The 21,834-nt window shown below is 54.3% G+C and carries 16 protein-coding genes and 1 pseudogene; 8 read left to right on the forward strand and 9 right to left on the reverse strand.

What is annotated here, in order from left to right:
- Positions 1 to 20: 20 nt before the first annotated feature.
- A complete protein-coding gene (locus ACI6NM_RS01650; RefSeq protein ID WP_262427644.1) occupies positions 21 to 614 on the reverse strand; it encodes a DUF4143 domain-containing protein in 594 nt (197 codons plus the stop codon).
- Positions 615 to 894: 280 nt separating this feature from the next.
- Here ACI6NM_RS01650 and ACI6NM_RS01655 point away from each other — a divergent pair, with 280 nt between their 5' ends.
- On the forward strand, positions 895 to 2,268 hold the full coding sequence (locus tag ACI6NM_RS01655; protein WP_262427645.1) for a serpin family protein: 1,374 nt from the start codon (positions 895 to 897) through the stop codon (positions 2,266 to 2,268).
- A 90-nt stretch (positions 2,269 to 2,358) separates the two neighbouring features.
- Here ACI6NM_RS01655 and ACI6NM_RS01660 read toward each other — a convergent pair whose 3' ends face one another.
- Positions 2,359 to 5,037 carry a transglycosylase domain-containing protein gene (locus ACI6NM_RS01660; RefSeq protein ID WP_262427646.1) on the reverse strand — a complete coding sequence of 893 codons (2,679 nt, stop codon included), beginning with the start codon at positions 5,035 to 5,037 and terminating at the stop codon, positions 2,359 to 2,361.
- Between the two features lie 167 nt (positions 5,038 to 5,204).
- Here ACI6NM_RS01660 and ACI6NM_RS01665 point away from each other — a divergent pair, with 167 nt between their 5' ends.
- From ACI6NM_RS01665 to ACI6NM_RS01675, 3 genes are all read left to right on the forward strand, one after another.
- The gene (locus tag ACI6NM_RS01665) at positions 5,205 to 5,861 is read left to right on the forward strand and encodes a YigZ family protein (protein WP_262427647.1); all 657 of its coding nucleotides are present in this window, start codon (positions 5,205 to 5,207) and stop codon (positions 5,859 to 5,861) included.
- A 79-nt stretch (positions 5,862 to 5,940) separates the two neighbouring features.
- Positions 5,941 to 7,779 (forward strand): translational GTPase TypA, encoded by a 1,839-nt coding sequence (gene typA, locus ACI6NM_RS01670; RefSeq protein WP_262427648.1) that lies wholly within the window; start codon positions 5,941 to 5,943, stop codon positions 7,777 to 7,779.
- A gap of 109 nt (positions 7,780 to 7,888) precedes the next feature.
- Entirely contained in the window at positions 7,889 to 8,350 is a 462-nt protein-coding gene (locus tag ACI6NM_RS01675) for a 2-thiouracil desulfurase family protein (RefSeq protein WP_262427649.1), read from the forward strand.
- Here the strand turns inward: ACI6NM_RS01675 and ACI6NM_RS01680 are convergent, their stop codons facing one another.
- The 3 genes from ACI6NM_RS01680 to arcC form a co-directional block, all read right to left on the reverse strand.
- Entirely contained in the window at positions 8,351 to 8,995 is a 645-nt protein-coding gene (locus ACI6NM_RS01680) for a trimeric intracellular cation channel family protein (protein ID WP_158357019.1), read from the reverse strand. It lies immediately after the preceding gene.
- Positions 8,996 to 9,192: 197 nt separating this feature from the next.
- Positions 9,193 to 10,287, reverse strand: coding sequence for a hypothetical protein (locus tag ACI6NM_RS01685; RefSeq protein ID WP_262427650.1), 1,095 nt, complete (start codon positions 10,285 to 10,287; stop codon positions 9,193 to 9,195).
- Between the two features lie 234 nt (positions 10,288 to 10,521).
- Positions 10,522 to 11,451 carry a carbamate kinase gene (gene arcC / locus ACI6NM_RS01690; RefSeq protein WP_262427651.1) on the reverse strand — a complete coding sequence of 310 codons (930 nt, stop codon included), beginning with the start codon at positions 11,449 to 11,451 and terminating at the stop codon, positions 10,522 to 10,524.
- A gap of 147 nt (positions 11,452 to 11,598) precedes the next feature.
- On the opposite strand from arcC, the gene ACI6NM_RS01695 reads away from it, so the two are divergent.
- Complete coding sequence (locus tag ACI6NM_RS01695; RefSeq protein ID WP_022274635.1) at positions 11,599 to 12,618, forward strand: glycosyltransferase family 2 protein; 1,020 nt, start codon at positions 11,599 to 11,601, stop codon at positions 12,616 to 12,618.
- Positions 12,619 to 12,667: 49 nt separating this feature from the next.
- Here ACI6NM_RS01695 and aroA read toward each other — a convergent pair whose 3' ends face one another.
- From aroA to otnK, 4 genes and pseudogenes are all read right to left on the reverse strand, one after another.
- Complete coding sequence (aroA, locus tag ACI6NM_RS01700; RefSeq protein ID WP_262427652.1) at positions 12,668 to 13,948, reverse strand: 3-phosphoshikimate 1-carboxyvinyltransferase; 1,281 nt, start codon at positions 13,946 to 13,948, stop codon at positions 12,668 to 12,670.
- 14 nt (positions 13,949 to 13,962) lie between these two features.
- Entirely contained in the window at positions 13,963 to 15,057 is a 1,095-nt protein-coding gene (locus ACI6NM_RS01705; RefSeq protein ID WP_262427653.1) for a prephenate dehydrogenase, read from the reverse strand.
- A 100-nt stretch (positions 15,058 to 15,157) separates the two neighbouring features.
- Positions 15,158 to 15,760 (reverse strand): class II aldolase/adducin family protein, encoded by a 603-nt coding sequence (locus ACI6NM_RS01710; RefSeq protein WP_252207579.1) that lies wholly within the window; start codon positions 15,758 to 15,760, stop codon positions 15,158 to 15,160.
- Positions 15,755 to 16,993, reverse strand: a pseudogene (gene otnK, locus ACI6NM_RS01715) (3-oxo-tetronate kinase); the annotation flags it as partial. The pseudogene otnK and the gene ACI6NM_RS01710, both read right to left, overlap by 6 nt.
- A gap of 236 nt (positions 16,994 to 17,229) precedes the next feature.
- Here otnK and ACI6NM_RS01720 point away from each other — a divergent pair.
- The 3 genes from ACI6NM_RS01720 to ACI6NM_RS01730 all read left to right on the forward strand — a co-directional run bounded on the left by ACI6NM_RS01720 (position 17,230) and on the right by ACI6NM_RS01730 (position 21,824).
- Positions 17,230 to 19,164 (forward strand): sigma 54-interacting transcriptional regulator, encoded by a 1,935-nt coding sequence (locus ACI6NM_RS01720; RefSeq protein ID WP_262427654.1) that lies wholly within the window; start codon positions 17,230 to 17,232, stop codon positions 19,162 to 19,164.
- Positions 19,165 to 19,407: 243 nt separating this feature from the next.
- Complete coding sequence (locus ACI6NM_RS01725) at positions 19,408 to 20,733, forward strand: GntP family permease (protein WP_022274640.1); 1,326 nt, start codon at positions 19,408 to 19,410, stop codon at positions 20,731 to 20,733.
- 101 nt (positions 20,734 to 20,834) lie between these two features.
- Positions 20,835 to 21,824: a zinc-dependent alcohol dehydrogenase gene (locus ACI6NM_RS01730; protein ID WP_215653542.1), complete on the forward strand. Its 990-nt coding sequence runs from the start codon at positions 20,835 to 20,837 to the stop codon at positions 21,822 to 21,824.
- Positions 21,825 to 21,834: the final 10 nt, after the last annotated feature.

Raw genomic sequence — 21,834 nt, forward strand, 5'->3', positions numbered from 1 at the left:
GTATCAGCCTGGTTTGCTGGTTAGAACAACTCTACACGACCAGGCAGCAGGTCAATCAGATTGCAATGGAAGATCCCGTTGTCATCATAGAAGTTATGAGGGATATCCATGCGAACAATGATTTTTTTGAAAAAGTCTTTTGTCAGGATTAGCGATGCAAGCTCAGAGGATTCCTTTTTATCCGCATCCATCTGGAAAGCTGACTGGATGTAGATTTTTTTATCTGCATCATTAACAACGAAGTCAATTTCTTTTTGCGTATTTGCACCGCCGGTACGATCCGTTACAACACCAACATCAACGGAATAGCCTCTGCTCAGAAGTTCGTTGTAGATGATGTTTTCCATAATGTGGCCGGGATCGTATTGACGATAGTTCAATCGGGCATTACGGAGGCCGATATCTGTATAATAGTATTTGTTTGGATATTTGAAATAGGTCTTTTCTTTCACATCATAGCGCTTTGCCATGGAAATGAGGAACGAATCGATAATGTGCTGCACATAGTTGGAAACCAGAGTGGAGTTGACCTTTTCGTTCTTCATACTGGTCAGCGCATTGGCTATATTCGTAGGATTGGTCAGAGAACTGATAGTATACCGCGATTTTCTCAAATTATCAACAGAACCGTAGAAAGTTCATAATAAAGTTACGACATTTGCGTCGCAAGTATAAGGCCGATCCTTAGATCCCGTTCAGGATAATGGCGTCGATCTACACTTCACGCTTCGGTTTTGCCATTCCTAAAGGTCCGGTAATAAGCCAGACGGTATCGACCACTGCGTTTTTTTGTGTTCCGAAGCTTCAAAGGGAAATCCACAGAAAACTGTAAATAAAATTTAAAGCATCCGGATAGCAGTTCCGGTATAATGAAGATAAAAGAAGGTCGCGCATATGCAAAAGAAAGGAGAGAAGACCATGAAACGGGAGGAATGGAAGAGAAGCTATAAAAGGATCTGCTGTCTGCTGGCTGCCATCGGAGCAGGGACTGCGCTTTGCGGATGCAGCCCGGGAAACGGCACACAGGCCGTAAGACGCCTGGAAGAGGTCCGGTTCCCGGCGGAGCCGGTGTATAAAAATAGTGAGGAACGGTGGGAGGCAGAGCGGAATCAAAGCCTCCCGGAAGCCTTCCTGGCTGCGTATTCAGATTTTTCCTATGGAACAGCCGCAGAGCTCCTTAAGGACAAAAAGGAGAATACAGCCTATTCACCCCTGGGCCTTTATTACGCCCTGGCGGCAGCGGCCCAGGGCGCTGAGGGAAAAACCGAAGAGGAGTTCCTGTCCCTTCTGGGATATGACAGCGTCCAGGAGCTGGCAAAGGACTGCAAAAGCTCCTTTGAGATCCTTTATCACGTGCCCAATAAGAAAAACAGGACAGGAGCCGGAGAGGAGCCCCATACCTCGTCTCTCTATTCTCTTCAGATCGCCAACTCCCTGTGGGCCGACGACAGCCTTCCTTTAAAGGAAGCATTTGCCGGACGGCTTTCGGAATATTTCTATACGGACGTGTTCCAGGGGGATCTCCAGAGCGGAGAGGCTGGAGAGGCCATGGCCGGCTGGGTGAAGGAGCGCACTAGAGGGCTGATCCAGCCGGAGCCGGCTCCACTTCCGGAAAATGTGCAGCTTTCTTTAAGGAATACCATTTATTTTTACGATCAGTGGCAGGACCGGTTTTCTCCGGAGACCACAGAGGAGGATGTGTTTTATACGGATGACGGACAGGAGATCGTTTGTGATTTTATGAACCGGGAGAACGGCTCCACCGGTTTCCGGAAAGGAGAAAACTTTACTGCCTCAGAGCTGGCATTGAAAAACGGAGCCGTGGTATTCGTTCTGCCGGATGAGGGCGTCGGTGTCCAGGAGCTGGTCCAGTCGGAAGAAACCCTGAGGGAGGCCCTTTCCGGGACCAATGGCCAGAGCGTGGGAGAGGTGGTCTGGAAGGTACCGAAATTCTCTTACGGGTATAAGGCGGAGGGGATGAAGGAAATGCTCCAGACCCTGGGATTAAATGAGGCCTTTGGGGAAAGCGCAGATTTTTCCGGGATCTCAGACCAGAAGCCCCTGGGCCTTTCAGACGTTGCCCAGGAGGTACATATCGGCATCGATGAAAACGGTGTGGAGGCGGCTGCGTTTACAGAGATCCTATGGGCAGGAGCCGCCCTTCCCCAGGGCCGGGCCGAAATGATCTTAAACCGGCCGTTCCTCTATGCAGTAAAAAATAAAGGCCAGATCCTGTTTGTGGGGATCTGCCAGGATCCGGTTCCGTAAAAAGAAACGTGCAGAAATCCGGATACAGATAAAAATGCGCCCCGGCTGCTTCAGATCACTGAAGGGCTGGGGCGCATTTTATATCTGCTTTTACATGTATCCGGGTCCCACAGGGATGTAGATATCATCCAGCGGTGAGCTGGGGATAAAGGGAGCGGTGGTCTCCGGAACAGTTTCGTTGTCGGGGGCTGCGGTCTCGTTTTCCGAGGGCAGCACCACAGCAGACTGGGTATGGACTGTACACGGTCCGGGCATTGCGTACCGGGAGTCGTCGGTGCCGCCGGATTCTCCCTCCGGCGTTACCAGTACAGTCCGGCTGTGCCTGGATTCCAGCGGACAGAATTCCGTGGGAAGCCCGCCGGATTCGCCGCAGACGGTGATGGCCACATGGTGGTCACAGACCTGGGTGGGAACGGTACCCTTGGCAAAATACTCGGTATAAACGGCGCTTCCTCTGGGATCTGCTTCACAGACACCGGGGTTTGGAAGCATTCCGGACTTCCGGCACACGCTGGCGGTCTCAATTGAGTCGGGAACCGGGAAGCCAGTGTCTGCCAGTCCCTCGTGGGCACGGGCCATGATCTGCTTCCAGATTCGTTTGTGGTAGGAAGTGCTGCTCCCGATGGCCGAGATCTTCTGGTTATCATCGCAGCCGGACCAGATGCCGGCGGTATAGTAGGGCGTATAGCCCACGAACCAGATATCTACATTGCTGGTGGTCGTACCGGATTTTCCTGCATTGGACATGCCTGGGATATTGGCCGGAACGCTGGTGGAATTTAAGCTGACGCCGGGAGAGGCGTACATGCGGCTGCTTTCCATGGACTCTGCCAGGGCGTCGGTCAGAAGGAAGGCCGTGGAATCCTTGAGGACCCGTTTGGTCTGGGGCTCGTTTTCCAGAAGGACCTTTCCATTATGATCCAGGATCTTTGTGAAGAAAACAGGCTTCGTATAGATCCCGCCATTGGCGATGGCCGCATAAGCGCCGGTGAGCTCCAGGTTGGAAACTCCCTTGGTGATGCCGCCCAGGGCTGTGGCTGCGTTATAATCTGTTTCTGTCAGGGAGGTGATCCCAAAATTCCGGGCATATTCCACTCCCAGCTGGGGCGTCACTGTCTCCATCATACAGCGGACGGCCACAATATTCATAGAATAAACGATACCGTCGCGGATGGTGCTGTAACCCATATAGCCCTTCTTTGCATACCAGTTCCGGAAGGTCTTCTGTCCCACCGTATAGGGGGCGTCATAGTAAACAGTGCTCAGGGTGGCTCCGCAGGTATCCAGAGCCGGGGCAAAGGCGGTCAATACCTTAAAGGTGGAGCCTGGCTGGCGCAGGGTGTTGGTGGCCCGGTTCAGGGAAAGACTGATCTCCTTGGTTCCGCGCCCTCCATTGACGGCCTTTACATAACCGGTGTGTTGGTCCATAAGGACAAAGGAAACCTGGGGCTGTAAAATGTAGTAGACCACCTCTCCAAGGACCGTATCGCCCTCTTTTGTCATAGCGGACTTATAGGCGGCGATGGCGGCATCTGCCTCCTCCTTTGTTTTGAACAGGCCGTCGTAGGAGGTCTGTCCCAGATCCGTCCGGTAATATGTCTTCATGGTCTCGTCAGAATAGTTGGTGACGGTCTCATCCTCATGCTGGATGGAAAGACGGTAATCGACGGAGTAGTATACCACGTCATAGTTATCCGGGTTGTTGACCTCCTCATCCACAATGGCCTGGAGATCCGGGTCCTGGGTGGTATAGATGGAAAGTCCTCCGGCATACAGAAGATTGGAGGCCTGGGATTCTGTGTAGCCCAGCTTCTCCTGGAGAGCCGTCATGACCTGCTCGGTCAGCTCGTCCGTAAAATAGGAATAGGGGTTCTGGCTTTCCTGGGTCACCAGATCCACATTCTGGATCCTGGAGTAGACGTCGTCGGCCAGGGCCTCCTCCTGGTCTTCCTTGGAGATCTTTCCCTGTTCATACATATACTGGAGGATCACCCGCCGCTTTTCCTCGTTGTTTTTTTGACCTTTTTCCGACAGAGGATTGTATTTGGTAGGGTTCTGGGTGATACCGGCAATGACTGTGGCCTCGGAAAGGGTCAGGTCAGAAACGTCCTTCCCAAAGTACCGCTTGGCGGCGGATTTCACACCCAGGGTGTTATTTCCCAGGTTGATGGTGTTTAAATAGTTTTTGAGGATGATCTCCTTGTCCATGATCTTTTCCAGCTGGAGGGCCAGATACTGCTCCTGGAGCTTTCTTTCCAGCTTTTCACCGAAGGAATCCTCGTTTCCGCCGGCGAAAATATTGTTTTTGATCAGCTGCTGGGTCAGGGTGCTGCCGCCGCCGGCGGGATTGTTGGTCAGGATCCCCACGGCCGCACGGATCATGGAACGCAGGTCCACGCCGTGATGGGACCAGAAACGGGAATCCTCAATGGCTACAAAGGCATCGATCAGGCATTGGGGCAGCTCTTCGTATGTGGCCTCCAGACGGTTGGATCCGGACTTCACCAGAGTCTCCGTCAGATTGCCCTTGCTGTCATAAACCATGGTCGCGTACCCGCTGGGTTCAATGCTTGCCACGTCGATCTCCGGCGCAGCGTCGATGATCCCTTTAAAGATACCGTAGCCCAGGCTCACAGAAAGTATGATTCCCACAGTAAAAAGGACCAGAACCAGCTTCACAAGCCATAGGACCAGCTTGGATGCGACTTTCTGGGCTTTTGAACTGGACCTCTGCAGCTTTCTGGCTACTTCGTTTTTTCCATAATTCATTCAGGAAGCCTCCTTTATATTTCCCCATTATAACAAACTTCTCCAGAATAATAAATACCTATTGTGGAAAAGTTTTGTTTGTATTATGATATTTTTGACGGTAAAGTGGGGAATCAGTAAGAAAAAATTACGGATTTAGAAATAAATGACACAAGGGAGGGCACTGTATGGCAGATCGTTACAAGATCCTTTATGAGGGCGGAGAGGGTGAAACAGAGGTAAAAAAATCCCGGTTCATCGCCACCACAAGACCCGTAAAGTCCGAGGAGGAGGCGGTAAGCTTTATCGCGGAAATGAAAAAGAAATACTGGGACGCGTCCCATAACTGTTCGGCCTTTACCATCGGAAGGAACCATGAGCTGACCCGCTGCAGCGACGACGGAGAGCCGGCCCAGACGGCAGGACGTCCCATGCTGGACGTGCTTCTGGGAGAGGATGTCCATGACCTCTGCGTGGTGGTCACCCGCTATTTCGGGGGAACCCTCCTGGGGACCGGGGGACTGGTGCGCGCTTATTCGGGAGCTGTGAAGGAAGGCCTTTTAAACAGCCAGATCGTAGAGAAGTTCCGCGCATACCAGATGGATGTAAGGACCGGATATACGGGCGTTGGGAAGATCCAGTATATCCTCGCCCAGGAAAATATAACAGTCATGGACAGTATCTATACGGACCAGGTGGAATTTAAGCTTCTGGTGCCAGTGGAGCGTTATGAAGCTTTGGAGAAGCAGCTCATTGAGGGGACCAACGGCGGTGCCAGGCTGGAAAAGGGAGACGAGATCTGGTACGGTATATTAAATAAGGAAGTAATTTTGTTTGAAGATTAAGATTTGATTGCATTTTACCGCTTATGATGCTATAATCGAGAGTCGGTAAATCAGTTTTGAGTCAGGAAAGAGGAGTTTTATGAAGATCAAACGCGAGGATATCAGAAACATAGCGATCATTGCCCATGTAGACCACGGCAAGACCACTCTGGTGGATCAGCTTCTGCGCCAGAGCGGCGTGTTCCGCGCCAACCAGGAAGTGGTGGAGCGCGTCATGGACTCCAATGACATTGAGAGAGAGCGCGGTATCACGATCCTTTCTAAGAATACCGCAGTATTTTATAAAGGTGTAAAGATCAATATCATCGACACGCCAGGCCATGCCGATTTCGGCGGCGAGGTAGAGCGTGTCCTTAAGATGGTGGACGGCGTGGTCCTGGTGGTGGACGCCTTTGAAGGGCCCATGCCCCAGACAAAATTCGTGCTCCAGAAGGCCCTGGAGCTGGATCTGCACGTCATCGTCTGCATCAATAAGATCGACCGTCCCGAGGCAAGACCGGCGGACGTGATCGACGAGACCCTGGAGCTTTTCATGGATCTGGACGCCTCCGACGAGCAGTTAGACTGCCCCTTTGTATATGCGTCTGCCAGGGCCGGCTTTGCAAAAAAAGAGCTGGATGATCTGGAAGTGGATATGAGCCCGTTATTTGAAACGATCATCAGCTATATCCCGGCTCCGGAGGGAGATCCGGAGGCTGATACCCAGCTTCTCATCAGTACCATCGACTATAACGAGTACGTGGGCCGGATCGGGATCGGAAAGATCGACAACGGTTCCCTGCGGGTCAATCAGGACTGCGTCATCGTAAACCATCATGACATGGACAAGAGACGGAGAGTGAAGATCGGAAAGCTGTATGAGTTTGACGGCCTGAACCGGGTGGAGGTCCAGAGTGCAGAGATCGGCTCCATCGTGGCTGTGTCCGGTATCCCGGATATCCACATCGGCGACACCATCTGTTCTCCGGAAAATCCGGTGGCGATCCCGTTCCAGAAGATCTCTGAGCCCACCATTTCCATGAACTTCATGGTAAACGACAGTCCCCTGGCCGGCCAGGAGGGGAAATTCATCACCTCCCGCCATATCCGGGAGCGTCTGTTCCGGGAGCTGAATACAGATGTGAGCCTGCGTGTGGAGGAGACGGATTCCGCCGACTGCTTTAAGGTTTCCGGCCGCGGCGAGCTGCATCTGTCCGTCCTCATTGAGAACATGCGCCGGGAGGGCTTCGAGTTTGCGGTCAGCAAGGCAGAGGTGATCTATAAATACGATGAGAGAAACAGAAAGCTGGAGCCCATGGAGCTGGCCTATGTGGACGTTCCGGAGGAGTATTCCGGTTCCGTGATCCAGAAGCTCACCAGCAGAAAGGGAGAGCTTCAGGGCATGAGCCCGGCCAACGGCGGATATACCAGACTGGAATTTTCTATCCCGTCCAGAGGTCTCATCGGCTACCGCGGCGAGTTTATGACCGATACCAAGGGAAACGGTATCTTAAATACCATCTTCGACGGCTATGCGCCGTTTAAGGGCGAGCTGAATTACAGAAAGAACGGTTCCCTGATCGCCTTCGAGGCCGGTGAATCCATCACCTACGGCCTGTTCAACGCCCAGGAGAGAGGAAACCTCTTCATCGGGCCAGGCGTTAAGGTCTACTCCGGCATGGTGGTGGGAGAGTGCCCCAAGGCCGAGGATATTGAGCTGAACGTATGCAAGACAAAGAAGCTGACCAACACGCGTTCCTCCAGCTCCGACGAGGCTCTTAAGCTGACTCCGCCCAAGGACATGAGCCTGGAGCAGTGCCTGGATTTTATCGACACCGACGAGCTCCTGGAGGTAACACCCAAAAACTTAAGGATCAGAAAGAAGATCCTGGATCCCACCCTGAGAAAGAGGGCCATGATCAGCAAGAAAAACCAGTAATCGGATACAAAAAGAAAATGGCGGAAAACGCCGGAAGGAACCGGGGGCATGTTTCTGTGGAACCACAGGGACATCCCCGGTTTTTATACTGAAAACAGGGGAGAGCATTATGATACAGATTCTTGTGAGCGCCTGTCTTACAGGCGAGAACTGCAAGTGGGATGGAGGAAATAACAGAAATGAAGCGCTTCTGGATTTTATGGAGCGAATGAAGGGAAAGGCAGAATTCCATCCGGTCTGCCCGGAGCAGCTGGGAGGGCTTTCCACCCCGAGACCGGCTTCTGAGGTGCGGGAGAACGACGGAGTCGTTGTCAATACAGAGGACAGGAATGTGACTGCTGAATTTCTCCTGGGAGCGGATCTGGCGTTAAGAGAAGCAAAAAAATATGGCTGCACCATCGCCATCTTAAAAGAAAAAAGTCCTTCCTGCGGATGCAGCGGCATTTATAACGGAAGCTTTTCCCATACCCTGGTCCCGGGTATGGGAAAAACCGCGGCCCTTTTATCCGGATATGGGATCCGGGTGGTGGGCGAATCCCAGATCGGAGAGCTGGAAAAGGAGCTGCGATAGTTACTGGGCTCCCGGGAGGTTCCAGTCATACTTTCTGGCCAGAAGACGGATCATCACCACGATGGAGGAGCTTAAAAACATGGACAGGTTGTGGTCTGCGGCCTGCATAAAGAGCAGATAGGAGACGGCTCCGGCAATGGAGGCGCAGGCGTAGATATGCTTCCTAAGGACCACAGGGGTCTGTCCGGAAAGGATGTCACGGAGGATCCCTCCTCCCACGCCGGTGATGACACCCAGAAAGGCGCAGAGGAAGCCGTTGTTTCCAAAACCGGCGCTGATGGCCATGTTGACTCCGGTGGCAGTGAAAAGCCCAAGTCCCACTGCGTCCAGGAAATTCATGATATTGTCATAGGTCTCCCCCTGGAGATGCAGGAGCTGGCTCCATTTCATCCGGATGGTCAGAAACATACAGTTGACGGTCCAGAAGGCGATGATGGTGTTGGTGGGATCCAGGAACATTCCCGGAGGCGTCTGGCCGATGAGGATATCCCGGCACATCCCTCCGCCCACGGCGGTGGTGACGCCCAGGACCACGATCCCCAGATAATCCAGGCGGCGCTTTACGGCCACCATGGCGCCGGAGCTGGCAAAGGCAATGGTCCCGATGATCTCCAGGATCTTATAAACATTGATATCGGGCAGCATGATCTCTCCTTTTCATATACTGCGGACGGATCGGCGGTCATGGGCGTTTTCCAGGGCTGGCCGGGATCGGGGTGATCCCGGCGGGCCGCTGGGGTGCTGCCAGTCCCGTCCAGCTGCTGGAACGCCACCGGTCCCGGCGGACATCCGGAGCATGGCTGGTCCCAGAAGACATCCGGAACGCGGCCAGTCCCGGCAGGCTACTGGAACACGGTCGCTCCGGCGTACTGGTTGAACAGCTGCTTCACATAGACCACCTTCTGAAAATACTCCGCCGCCATATTGCCGCAGTTTACTGCCTCCTGCAGCTCCGCTGTGGAGAAAGCCATGGCATCGGAGAATGTCTCAGCAAAGTCCTCTGAAAATGAGGTTGCTGCATAATCCCGCTTAAAGCAGGGCGGTACGCCTCCCTCCTGCATGGCAAGAGGAGCGCCGTTATAATAGTAGTTGAGATCATACACATGTCCGCCGTTCATTGCCGCAAAGTCCTGGCGGAGCTTTCCTCCGGAGGCTTTACTCAGGGTCGATTCCATTGCGTGGCCCAGTTCGTGGCATGCCGGGATCAGATAACCATTGGTCTCGACCGTGTTGGAATCGTAGGAATAGGTTCCATCGACCCACCCGTTGGCATTTTTATTCCCCTCAGAATCAATATAGATGGATTGGAATTTTAAAGGCTTTCCCGTAGCCGCCTGGGTGGCATCGGCAATGATCCGGATACTGCCTGCCGGACAAAGAGCCAGGATCTTCTTCACTGTGCGGGCAAATTTATGTCTCTCATCAACAGAAAACGCCTTTCTATGGGAAAGGGATACTCCATACTGTGTCTGGATCTCTGCCTCCAGCTGGGCCAGATGCTCTGCAATCTCCGCGTCGATGGCAGCCTTTGCTTCCTCTGTGTATTCTCTTATACGTCCCTGGGGATCGCAGTACAGGGTGTAGGTGGAGAAGGTTCCATCGGAATTTTTATGACTATGTGTTACCAGTGCCACCTTCTGCTGTTTTGAGTTTTCCAGATAGATGACCTGTCCGTTGTATTCAAACAGACCTGTATTGCCGACCGCGGAAACCAGACCAGGCATTTTAGCATAATATTCCTCCTCGTAGGGCTGAAGGAATCCGTCCTGGTATTGGGACTTAATGACGATCGGGTAGCCTGTGGCACCGTATTGGGGCGCTACCCGCATGGGCTCTATACCGAAATCTGCCCGGGCGGGCAGAGCAGAAGCGTTAAAAAGTGAAGCTGCAAGAAATAAAGCCATCAGGCTTTTTCTTAAAAAGGATCTCTTTCTCATTTCATTTCTCCTTATATAAAATGCGGCTGGCCTGCGCTCCGGCGCGGCGGCAGGGACGATGCGGGTCTGCGGAAACAGTGTCGGACCGCAGAGACAGGGCCGGACCCTGCGGCCCAGCCGGTTTATCTTATACCAGATTCCCAATGCTGATAAAGGGGCTGCATCACCGCTCCGGTACAGAGCGCTTCCATACAGCCCCTTCCATGGTTTTCCAGATATGTTCCGGCTCCGGGACTATGCGATGGTGGTGCCGCCCCGTCCGGCCAGGGCGTCTTTTGCCATATCCATGGAGGTGATGATGGCGTGGCGGCCCTTTCCTGCGTTTATGAAGTCGATGGAGGCCTCGATCTTAGGCAGCATGGAGCCTGCGGAGAACTGGCCTTCTTTTGCGTAGCGGTCTGCGTCGGCGGCAGTGACCTTGTCCAGATGGACCTCGTGATCCGTGCCGTAATTGAGGGAAACATTGTCAACGCCGGTTAGGAACATTAAAACGTCGGCGTCGGTTTCCTTTGCCAGGAGCCCTGCGGCCCGGTCTTTTTCGATGATGGCGCTGGCGCCCTTCAGGCTGGATCCCTGCTCCATAACAGGGATTCCGCCGCCGCCTGCGGCGATGACAAGCTGGTCTGCCTCCAGAAGGGCCTTGATGGCGTCGATCTCCACGATGGCCACAGGTCTGGGAGCGGCCACGATCCGGCGGTAGCCGTTTTCTGTCTTAACGGTGAAATTGCCCTTTTCCTCTTCAGCCTTTGCCTCCTCGGCGGTCATGGTACGGCCCACCACCTTAAGAGGAGTGTAGGAGGATTCGTCATAGGGATCCACGGTCACCTGGGTCAGGATCGTGGATACGGGCTTGTAGATCCCGCGCTTGATGAGCTCTGTACGCAGGGCGTTCTGGAGATCATATCCGATATATCCCTGGCTCATGGCAGAGCAGACAGACATGGGAGCCGGAGTGTACTCCTTATGCTCCCGGGCCAGTTCGTTCAGGGCTGTATGGATCATTCCCAGCTGGGGAGTATTTCCGTGGGTGATGGCCACCTGCCAGCCGTTCTGGATAAAATCTGCAATGGTCTTTGCGGCTTTGGCAACCGCTGCCTTCTGTTCCGGAAGATTGGTTCCCAGGGCGTCGTGGCCCAGGGCCAGTACAAGTCTCTTTTTTGCCATATGGATCAGTTCCTTTCACTGGATTGTTCTATTTCTCCTATCATATCACATTTTTTCGGCGGGTGGAAGGAAATTTTTGCAATTTTACCACAAGTATGCTATGATGATGGAAGATATGGCAAAATCTGACCTTAGGAGGAAGAAAAATTGAAGCTGTTATCAATCGCAATCCCATGCTATAACTCGGCAGCGTATATGGAAAACTGCATCCGGTCCCTTCTGCCTGGCGGTGACGAGGTGGAGATCCTCATTGTGGACGACGGATCCCAGAAGGATAATACGGGTGAGATCGCAGACCGGTATGAACGGGAATATCCGGGGATCTGCCGCGCCATCCATCAGGAAAACGGCGGTCATGGCGCAGCCGTAAACGCAGGCCTCCGGGAGGCCACAGGCATTTTCTTCAAGGTAGTGGACAGCGACGACTGGGTCAATAAGCAGGCGTATGTGCAGGTGTTAAATACGCTGCGCCGGTTCGTGTACGGAAAGGATACCCTGGATATGCTGATCACCAACTTTGTGTATGAGAAGCAGGGTGCGAAGCATAAAAAAGTAATGAACTACAACACAGCCCTTCCCAAAAACGAGGTGTTCACCTGGGATGATGTGAAGGTGTTCATCGCGGGCCAGTACATCCTGATGCATTCGGTCATTTACCGGACCGAGCTTTTAAGGGACTGCGGCCTGGAGCTTCCCATGCATACGTTCTATGTGGACAATATCTTCGTTTACGAGCCCCTTCCCCATGTACGGAAGATGTACTATCTGGATGTGAATTTTTACCGGTATTTCATCGGCCGCTCGGACCAGTCGGTCAACGAGCAGGTGATGATCGGCCGCATCGACCAGCAGATCCGGGTGACAAAGCTGATGATGGGCTATTATGATGTGACGAAGCTTCAGAATAAGAAGCTGAGGCGGTATATGACAAGGTATCTGGAGATCATGATGGTGGTCAGCTCCATCCTGGCGATCCGGTCCGGGACCGATGAAAATATGGCGAAAAAGAAGGAGCTCTGGGAGTATGTGAAGAAAACCAATCCCAGGCTGTACATACGGCTCCGGTTCGGCTTCCTGGGCCAGGGAATGAACCTTCCCGGCAAGGGAGGAAGACAGATCTCCATTGCCGGATATAAGATCGCACAGAAGTTTTTTGGATTTAACTGATCCCCGTCCCGCCGGACGGGAAGGAAAAAGAAAGGGCTGGGCGCAGTATTTAACTGCGGACCAGCCTTTTTAGATCTGTATAAAAATCAGGATAGGAAATGGAAACACAGTCGGCGTCCTGAAGCTCGGTGCTGCCCTCGGCGGCAAGGGCGGCAATGGCGAAGGTCATGGCGAGCCTGTGGTCCTTATGGGCGGAGATGGACGCGCCGTGGAGAGGACGGCCGCCGTCGATGATCATGCCGTCGTCGGTCTCAGTGACGTCGGCTCCCATGGCCCTTAGATTTTCTGCCACAAGGGCGATCCGGTTGGATTCCTTGACCTTTAATTCAGCGGCGTCTTTAATGACGGTGCGGCCCTGGGCAAAGCAGGCCATAAGGGCAACTGTGGGAAGCTCGTCAATCATGGCGGGAATGACGGAGCCCTGGATCACCGTACCATGGAGGCTGCTGGAGCGTACCAGCAGGTCGGCGGTGGGCTCAGAGCCGCTGTGGTCCTGGTTTATAAGGGTCAGGTCAGCTCCCATGGCCTTACAGACCGTAAGAAGGCCGGCGCGGGTGGGATTGATCCCTACGTTTTTAATGAGCACCTCAGAGTTGGGAAGGATCATTCCTGCGGCGGCAAAGTACACGGCGGAGGAGATATCCCCGGGGACGGTGATCCGGTTCCCGTAAAGCTCCGGCGTCTGGCGGACCGTGGCGGTGGAGCCCTCGGTGCGGATATCCGCGCCAAAGAATTTCAGCATCAGCTCCGTATGGTTCCTGGAGATCTGGGGCTCTGTGACACGGGTCTCCCCTTCGGCATAAAGGCCAGCCAGGAGAATGGCCGACTTTACCTGGGCAGAGGCCACAGGAGAGTCGTAGCAGATCCCGGAAAGAGGTTTTCCGGTGATCTGGAGCGGCGCACAGCCATTTTCATGGATGCTTTTTATATCTGCCCCCATCATGGAAAGAGGGGTGATGATCCGGCCCATGGGCCGCTTCTGGATGGAGGCGTCGCCGGTGAGAACGGCAGAAAAGCCCTGGGCTGCCAGGATCCCGGAAATGAGCCGGGTGGTGGTGCCGCTGTTTCCGCAGTCCAGGGGGACTGAGGGAGCCGAAAGACCATGGAGGCCTTTGCCGTGGACTGTGACCACGCCGTTTTTGTTTTCAATGTCCACGCCCATATGGCGGAAGCAGGAGATGGTGGAGAGGCAGTCGGCCCCCTCCAGAAAGCCATGGATCTCCGTGGTTCCTCTGGCGATGGAGCCCAGCATGACGCTGCGGTGGGAAATGGATTTATCACCGGGGACTGTAACGGAGCCCCGGATGCTTTTTGCGGGAGAGAGTTTCATGGAATGCCTCATTTCTATTTAATAAGCGTATAGTTGTATTTTTTCAGCAGCTCATAGGCCCTGGTTTCGGAGTCCTGGTTATAAAAGGAGATCCGGAGAGCGCCCTCGCCCTCTTCCCGGCTATGGTTGATGCCGATGTTTTTGATGTTGATGCCCTTGGAGGCCAGGAGCACGGCCAGAGTGGAAATGGAGCCAGGTTCGTCCACGATATCCACGGTAAAGGAATAATCCGGGGCCACGGGGCCGCGGCTGTGGCTGGAGAAGGTGTTGCGGTATGCGCCCGACTCTTCAAACAGCCGGTGGATGGAGCTTCCATCCCGGCGGTCCAGCTCCTCATATATGGTTTCAAGAGACTGGATGTACCGGCGCAGCAGTACCTTGATATTCTCCGTATTGGTCATGCAGATCTGCTCCCACATGATCGGGGAGGAGGAGGCGATCCTGGTAATGTCCTTAAAGCCTCCGGCGGCGATGGTCCGCATGAGCTCCTCCTCATTGTCATTATCCCTTACGAGATTCACCAGACTGGAGGCCACCAGATGGGGCAGATGGCTGACGGCGGCCACAGAAAAATCGTGCTGCCGGTAATCGGTGACCATGGGAATGGCTCCAATGGACAGGGCCACCCGCCGGATCCGTCCGATCTGCTCCGGGGTGCTCTTTTCTGTGGGCGTGATCATATAGTATGCGTTTTCCAGGAGATGGTCTGTGGAGTTCTCATAGCCGGTCTTTTCTGATCCGGCCATGGGATGGCCGCCCACAAAGACCTCCTCCATACCCAGCCGCTTTACGGTCTCATGGATATCCGTTTTGGTGCTCCCCACGTCTGTGACCAGGGCGCCGGGCTTTAAAAGCGGGCGGATCTGCTCCAGATAGGAAGCATTATATTCCACCGGGGTGCAGAGAAAGACCAGATCGCACCAGGAGATCTCCTCGCCGATGCCGTCCAGGATCACGTCCACGACGCCATCTCTTTTTGCCTGCTCCAGCTTATCCCGGCTCCTCATATATGCCATGATCCGCACGTCCCTGCGGCTTCTTTTTATTCCCCGGGCAATGGAACCGCCGATCAGTCCCAGCCCGATAAAACCGATGGTCAAATCTTTCATAATCAAGTCCTCCTGGAATTAAATTTTAAATCACCCCCTGGTAAATGTCAACAAAAAACTCAGCGCACTAAAGCGAAAAAGCCATTGAAGGGCTGGCTTTCTATTCCAGACCGGCCCGGAAAAGCTCCCAGGCGATCCGGGCGCTTTCCTCCAGCTCCTCCAGGCGGAAAAAGGCATCCATGACAGATTTTCCGGGAACGACCGGTCCATGATTTTTTAAGAGGAAGCCGTCGGAAGCCCCCACCCGCTCCCGGAATGCCTGGAACAGTGCCTCGGAGCCGGGCTTTTCGTAGGGGACGAGTCCCACGGTTCCCAGCTTCATTTTCAGGTAAGGTGTATGATCCGGGATGCAGTCCTGGTCATTTTTCGCGGGAACGAAGCTCCAGAGGACGGAAAAGGTGCTGTGGGTATGGATCACGGCCCCGGTTTCAGAAGATTTTTCGTACAGTGCCAGGTGCAGAGGCCATTCTTTGCTGGGCTTTTTTTCTGAAAGCACAGTGCCGTCCATGGAAAGCACAGCGAAATCCTCTTTTTTCATGGTCCCGAAGCAGGAGCCGGTGGCGCTGATATAGATCCTGTCCTTGTGGCGGAAGCTCATGTTGGCAGAGGAGCCACTGGTCTTTCCCCGGTCAAAAAGGCTGCGGGCTGTCCAGACGGCGTCGGACAGCTTCTGGTCCAGAACGGGATCCGTGCCGCCGGTCATGGAAAGGGCACGGCCAAAGAAATCCTCCTGGCCAAAGTTGCCGCTTTTTAAAATCAGGCGGACACCGGGCTCCCTCGCCGGAACCATGATGGGAACGCCGGGAGCCACGCTTTCTCCAATCAGATAGGAAGAAAAGCCGAGGGCTCTGGTGACGGCGCCGGAGGTCTCGCCTCCGGCCGAGATGATCCTGGTATAGCCGGCTTTTACTGCCTTTACAGCCAGCCGGGCGGCAGCGTCCTCCAGAAGGGAGGCGACTTTTTCAGCACCCAGGGACTGGAATTCCTTTACCTTTTCCGGTGTATCAGAGCTATAAACCAGAACGGCGTCAGAACTGTTTTCATGCTCCTGGATGAACTGCCAGGCATCATCCACGGTCTGTCTTCCCTCCAGCAGTGCTTTGGGATCCAGTTTATAGGAGGGCTTTTTCTGGGCTTCGTACCAGGCGATCTGTCCCAGGGTCGCCTGGGAGCAGCTTCCGGCCAGCAGGAGCGCTTTTCCGGAGACGAGGCTTTCCGGGATTTTTGCAGCGCCTCCCAGCTCCTGGGACCAGAGTCTTGCCAGAGGCTCCAGGAGTCCGCTTCCTCCTGTGAGAAGGGGGAGGGACTTAAAGGCTGCGGCGATGGCGCGGCCATCTTCGGTGGTTTTATAATCGGGAATGATATAGAACCTTCTGGCACCGGCCTTTTCTGCCGCTTTTTCCAGGGAAAATGAAGATGGATCCTCCATCGGGATACAGGGCCACTGGCTCTGGGGTTCCATGAGCCGGCTGATGCTGCTGTCCCACATGGGGGTCAGCGGATGGTTTTTCATATGGCTTTCATGAAGGGGAACGCCATTCACCATCAGATGTCCGTGCTCCACGGTGCGGCCATTGACGGGAAGAGCGGGGCAGAGAATGGTACAGGGCACGTCCATAAGATCCATAAGTGCGTCGGCCACGGGCCCAATGTTGCCTTTCGGGGTGGAATCGAAGGTGGAACAATACTTGAAATAGAGCTGCCGTGCACCCTGGTTAAGAAGAAACCTGGCTGCCCGCAGGCTGTCATCCACTGCCTGTGCTGTTTCCTGTGTCCTGGATTTTAAAGCAATGACAATGGCCTGGGCGCTGTCCCCGTCTTCCGGGCGTTCCGGGATCCCGTTATAGAGGCGGACGCTCATGCCGCCTTTTACAAGAAATGAAGCGGCGTCGCTGGCGCCGGTAAAATCATCTGCAATACATCCGAATACTGCCATATCTGTTTCCTCCTATATCTGCGCCTCCAGAGAGGGGAATTGCCTCCTCCGGCGGCGTTTTGGTACATTTACTGTTGCTGTACATATAATAGCAAATTTTGTGCCAGACGGAAACCGGGGAAATCCGCCGCGTCCCACCGCTCCCCTGGTTGACGGGACGCATCATGATGCAGTATACTTGAAACAATGCAACGAAAATGCAATCAAGTGTGCAACATAAAATTCAGGAGGAACCCATGATAAGATTATTAGTGATCGTTCCGTATCCGGAGCTGAAGGAGATCGTAGACTACGTGCTTGCGCATCACCCGGAAAGAGAGCGCCTGGACGCGGATGTCCAGGTGATGACAGTGGAGGATACGCCGGATGTGCCGGCAGACGAATACGATGCCATCATTGCCCGGGGCTATTCAGCCCAGAAGACCATTGCCCGATATAAGAACATACCCACCATCTGTCTGGATATTTCCGGTTATGATATGCTGCGGGCGGTGATCGAGTGCCAAAAGCTCTTTCATCCCGGAAAGATCGCCATCTGTGGCTTTGAGAGCCGGCTGTTTGAGGCTGAGGAGATCTGCCGTATGGTGGGGGTCAATGCGGCGGTGTTTGCTCCGGTGCTTCATGACGATCTGGAAAAGACCATGGAAAGGATCCTGGCTTCGGGCTGCGACGCTGTGGTCGGGGGATATTCGGCCTGTATCCTGGCAGAGCACAGAGGAATCCCGTCGGTGGTCATAAAAACTGGCCAGGATACGGTGGCCCGGGCTGTGGATGAGGCGGTGCGCACGGTGGACCGGATCCGCGGCGAACGGGTGATCTCCCAGATGTATAAGACGATCATTTATTCCTCTGAGGACGGTCTTTTGTACGTGGATAGGAACGGAGTGATCCGGGTCAGAAACCGGGTGGTGCGGCAGATGAATGGAGATGTGAGCCTCATGGACCGGAAGCTGAAGACCGTTCTTCCCTATCTTTATAAGGATTTTGAGACGGTCATGACGGGAGGCCTGGAACAGAGCGGGCGGATCCTCACCATACCGGGAACGAAGACTAGGGTGTCGGTGAGCTGCCGTCCGGTGATCGCCAACAAGGAAATATCTGGAGCAGTGATCTGCCTTTCGGATATCACCCTGATCCAGAATCTGGAGAGCCAGATCAGGAGAAAGCTCAGCGAGCGGGGGCTGAAGGCCAGATACACCTTTGACGACATCCTCCACGAGAGCGGGACCATGAAGGAGACCATAGAGACGGCCCGGCGGTACGCGGCAACGGATTCCAACGTGATCATCGTGGGTGAAACCGGAACGGGAAAGGAGCTGTTTGCTCAGAGCATCCATAACAGCAGCCGCAGGAAAAACGGTCCCTTTGTAGCCATCAACTGTGCGGCCCTGCCGGAAAATCTGCTGGAAAGCGAGCTGTTCGGCTATGTGGAGGGAGCCTTTACAGGCACCAGCAGGGGAGGAAAAATGGGGCTGTTTGAGCAGGCCCATGGAGGCACTCTGTTTCTGGATGAGGTGGAGGAGATCTCTCTTTCCACCCAGAGCAAGCTCCTGAGGACCCTTCAGGAAAAGCAGGTGCGCCGCATTGGGGATAATAAGGTCATCGATATCGATGTGCGGATCCTGTCAGCTACCAACAAGAGCATCACAAGGCTGTCTGAGGAGGGAGGATTCCGGAAGGATCTGATGTACCGGCTGGATGTGCTGCGGCTGTTTCTGCCGCCCTTAAGGCAGAGGGAGCGGGATGTGGAATTTCTGTTCTGCCATCTGCTGGGGAAGCTTTGCCAGGATATGGGTGTGAAGGCTCCGGTGACGGAGCCGGAGGCCCTGGAGCTGCTGTACCAGTATCCTTTTATGGGAAACATACGGGAGCTTGGGAATATTGCAGAGAGGGCCCTGGTGCTTGGGGACGGAAGTATACTGACAAAAGAGGACCTGAGCCGCGCCCTGTATCCCAGGGACCTGGAGGAGGCCGGCATGGAAGAAAGGAAAACGGAAACAAAGGAGAGCGGAACTGCATGCACGGCGTTTCCGGCAGATCCCTTAAGGCCCGAGCGGGAGCGGATCCTGGAGGCCCTGGAACGATGCGAAGGGAGCCGCGTCCGGGCTGCCGGGCTTCTGGGAATGGACCGCTCCACCCTGTGGAGAAAAATGAAAAAATATAATCTGTGATCCCGGTCTGAAACAATCTGGATGGTGCAGAGATGAAACACGATGCAAATGATGCATCGCAACATATTTGCAACTAAATTTTATTGAATATGCACATAAAAAGGAAAAACAGCATGAAAAGACCATGCAGGACACACAAGGAAAACACTGACACAAAAAGAAAATCTGCGCAGGACGATCCGTTTGGCATAAAGGTTGCTTTTTAACATGGATATCTGAAAAATACAAAAGGGGGTTTGACTTATGTCAACATCGTACGTACTGATCGTATTTGCTCTGGTGATCGTCCTGATGATCGTGCTGATCTCCAAGTGCAAAGTCAACGCCGCCATGGGAATCCTTCTGTCGGCATTTATTCTGGCCATTGCCCTGGGGACACCCTGGCAGGACATCGAGGGGACCATCAACAGCGGTTTCTCCAGTACCATTAAAAGTGTGGCCATCGTGATCTTTTTGGGCTGTACCATGGGAACCGTGCTGGAAAAGACAGGAGCGGCCATCCGGATCACCAAATGGGCCATTGGCCTTGTGGGTGAAAAGCACATGATCTGGGCCATTGCCCTGAGCTCTGCCATCCTGGGTATCCCCATCTGGGCCGATACAGTGGTGATCCTTCTGATCCCCATCGTGTCCATGCTGGCAGTCCAGACGAAGAAATCCATGATGAGCTACGGCACGGCTCTTTATCTTGGAGCCCTGGTCACAGCGTCTCTTGTACCGCCTACACCGGGGCCGGTGTCTGCTGCGGCCCTGCTGAACGTGCCGCTGGGCCAGGCCATCCTCTGGGGAGCCATCGTTGCGGTTCCCAGCGTGATCGCGGCGACCTTCTATTGTATGTCCTTAAAAACACCGGTGGCTCCCAAGGAGGAATTCCTGGCAGCTGCCAGGGAGACGGAGCACATGGAGCTTCCGTCCCTGTCCAGATCCCTGCTCCCGATCCTGTTCCCGCTGGCTCTGATCTTTGTGAATACAGCGGCCTCTGTTCTGGTTCCCGATACGCAGATCGCCAATTTCTGCGCATTCATCGGAAGTCCTCTGGCTGCTCTCTTCACTGGCTGTATCCTTTCCCTTCTGTTGACCGGTAAGGATTGGAAGAGCAAAAAGGTGCTGAACGACTGGGTCAACGACGGGATCAATGCCGCGGCCATGCCCATTGTGGTAACAGGCATGGGCGGAGCCCTGGCTACCTTTGTTAAGAACGCGGGCGTTGCTGAAAAGATTGCGGAAGTCATTGCCCAGTCCGCGTTTCCGGCGATCCTGATCCCTATTATCATCGCAGCCATCATCCATGTGGTGACTGGCTCCAACTCTCTGGGCGTTATGACGGCGGCAGCCTTGGTGGAGCCCATGCTGGCAACCCTGGGGATCTCTCCGGTGGCGGCCTTCCTGGCCTGCGGTACCGGTGCGCTGATGTTTAAGCATGCCAATTCCTCCGGCTTCTGGGTAACGGTTTCCATGTCCAATATGGATGTGAACCAGGGAATCCGCGCCGTGGGCGGCGCATCCACTGTGGCCGGCTTTGTGGGAGCCGCAGTGACCTGCCTGCTGGTGGCCCTTCATGTGATCTGATGTGCCGGGGGCAGGGCGCGGGAGGAAGCCGCAGCAGCGGCCGGCCCGCGTCTGCTCCCGAAGGGGCGCAGTCCTGGAGAGACTGCAGAAAGGAAGCAGAAATGGAAAAATTTATCACAAGAGCAGCCAGGCTCAATAAAGCCTATGATATCGAGCTGATCGAGCGGGAACTGGAATGCGGAGAGGACGATATTATCGTAAAGAACCATATGATGGGGATCTGCGGATCGGATAAGAGCTTTTACAGAGGCTTCCTTCCGCCCCAGACGGCGGAGTTCCGCCAGCCGCCGGAGTTTCCCTTTCTTCTGGGCCATGAGAGCGGCGGGACGGTGGCAGCCGTAGGAAGCCGCGTCAGTGACTACAAGGTGGGAGACAAGGTCATGGCCTTTGGATGGAATAATAACTTTGCGGATTATTTTAAGGCAAAAAGCTTCCAGCTCCAGCCGGTTCCCGAGGGATTGGATATGGATATCGCTGCCCTGGGTGAGCCCACGGCCTGCGCCATGTTCTCCGGACTTCATACCGGCGTCCAGCTGGGCGATACGGTGGTGGTCATGGGAGGCGGCTACGCGGGACAGATCATTGCCCAGTGTTCCCGGCTGAAGGGCGCTTACCAGGTGATCGTGGTGGATGTGCTGGATGGAAAGCTGGATCTGGCAAAATCCCTGGGAGCTGATGTGGTCATCAATTCCAGAGAAGAGGACCCGGTGGCAAAGGTGAAGGCACTGACCGGAGGACGAGGAGCCGACGTGGTGGTGGAGGCCGCCGGAACGGCAGAATCCTTCAATGCCGCCAGCGCCATGATCCGCCACAATGGAAAGTTTGTTTTTTACAGCTGGGTGACCACTCCGGTGAATTTAAATATCAGCCGGTGGCATGACGACGGCCTGGAATTTGTCAATACCTGTCTGGTGCATCATACCTGGCAGGAGCGGTATGTATGGGTGCCCGATACCCTGCGGCCTATTATCCAGGGCAGTGTAAAGATCCATCCGCTGATCACCAATGAATTCCGGCTGGAGAATATCCGGGCCGGCTTTGACCTGGCAGATAAGGACGATGCGGCCATTAAGATCGTATTCCGTCCATAAAAGAAAAGGA

The organism is Pilosibacter sp. YYHA0881 (assembly GCF_051602715.1).
GTDB lineage: Bacteria > Bacillota > Clostridia > Lachnospirales > Lachnospiraceae > Alitiscatomonas > Alitiscatomonas aceti.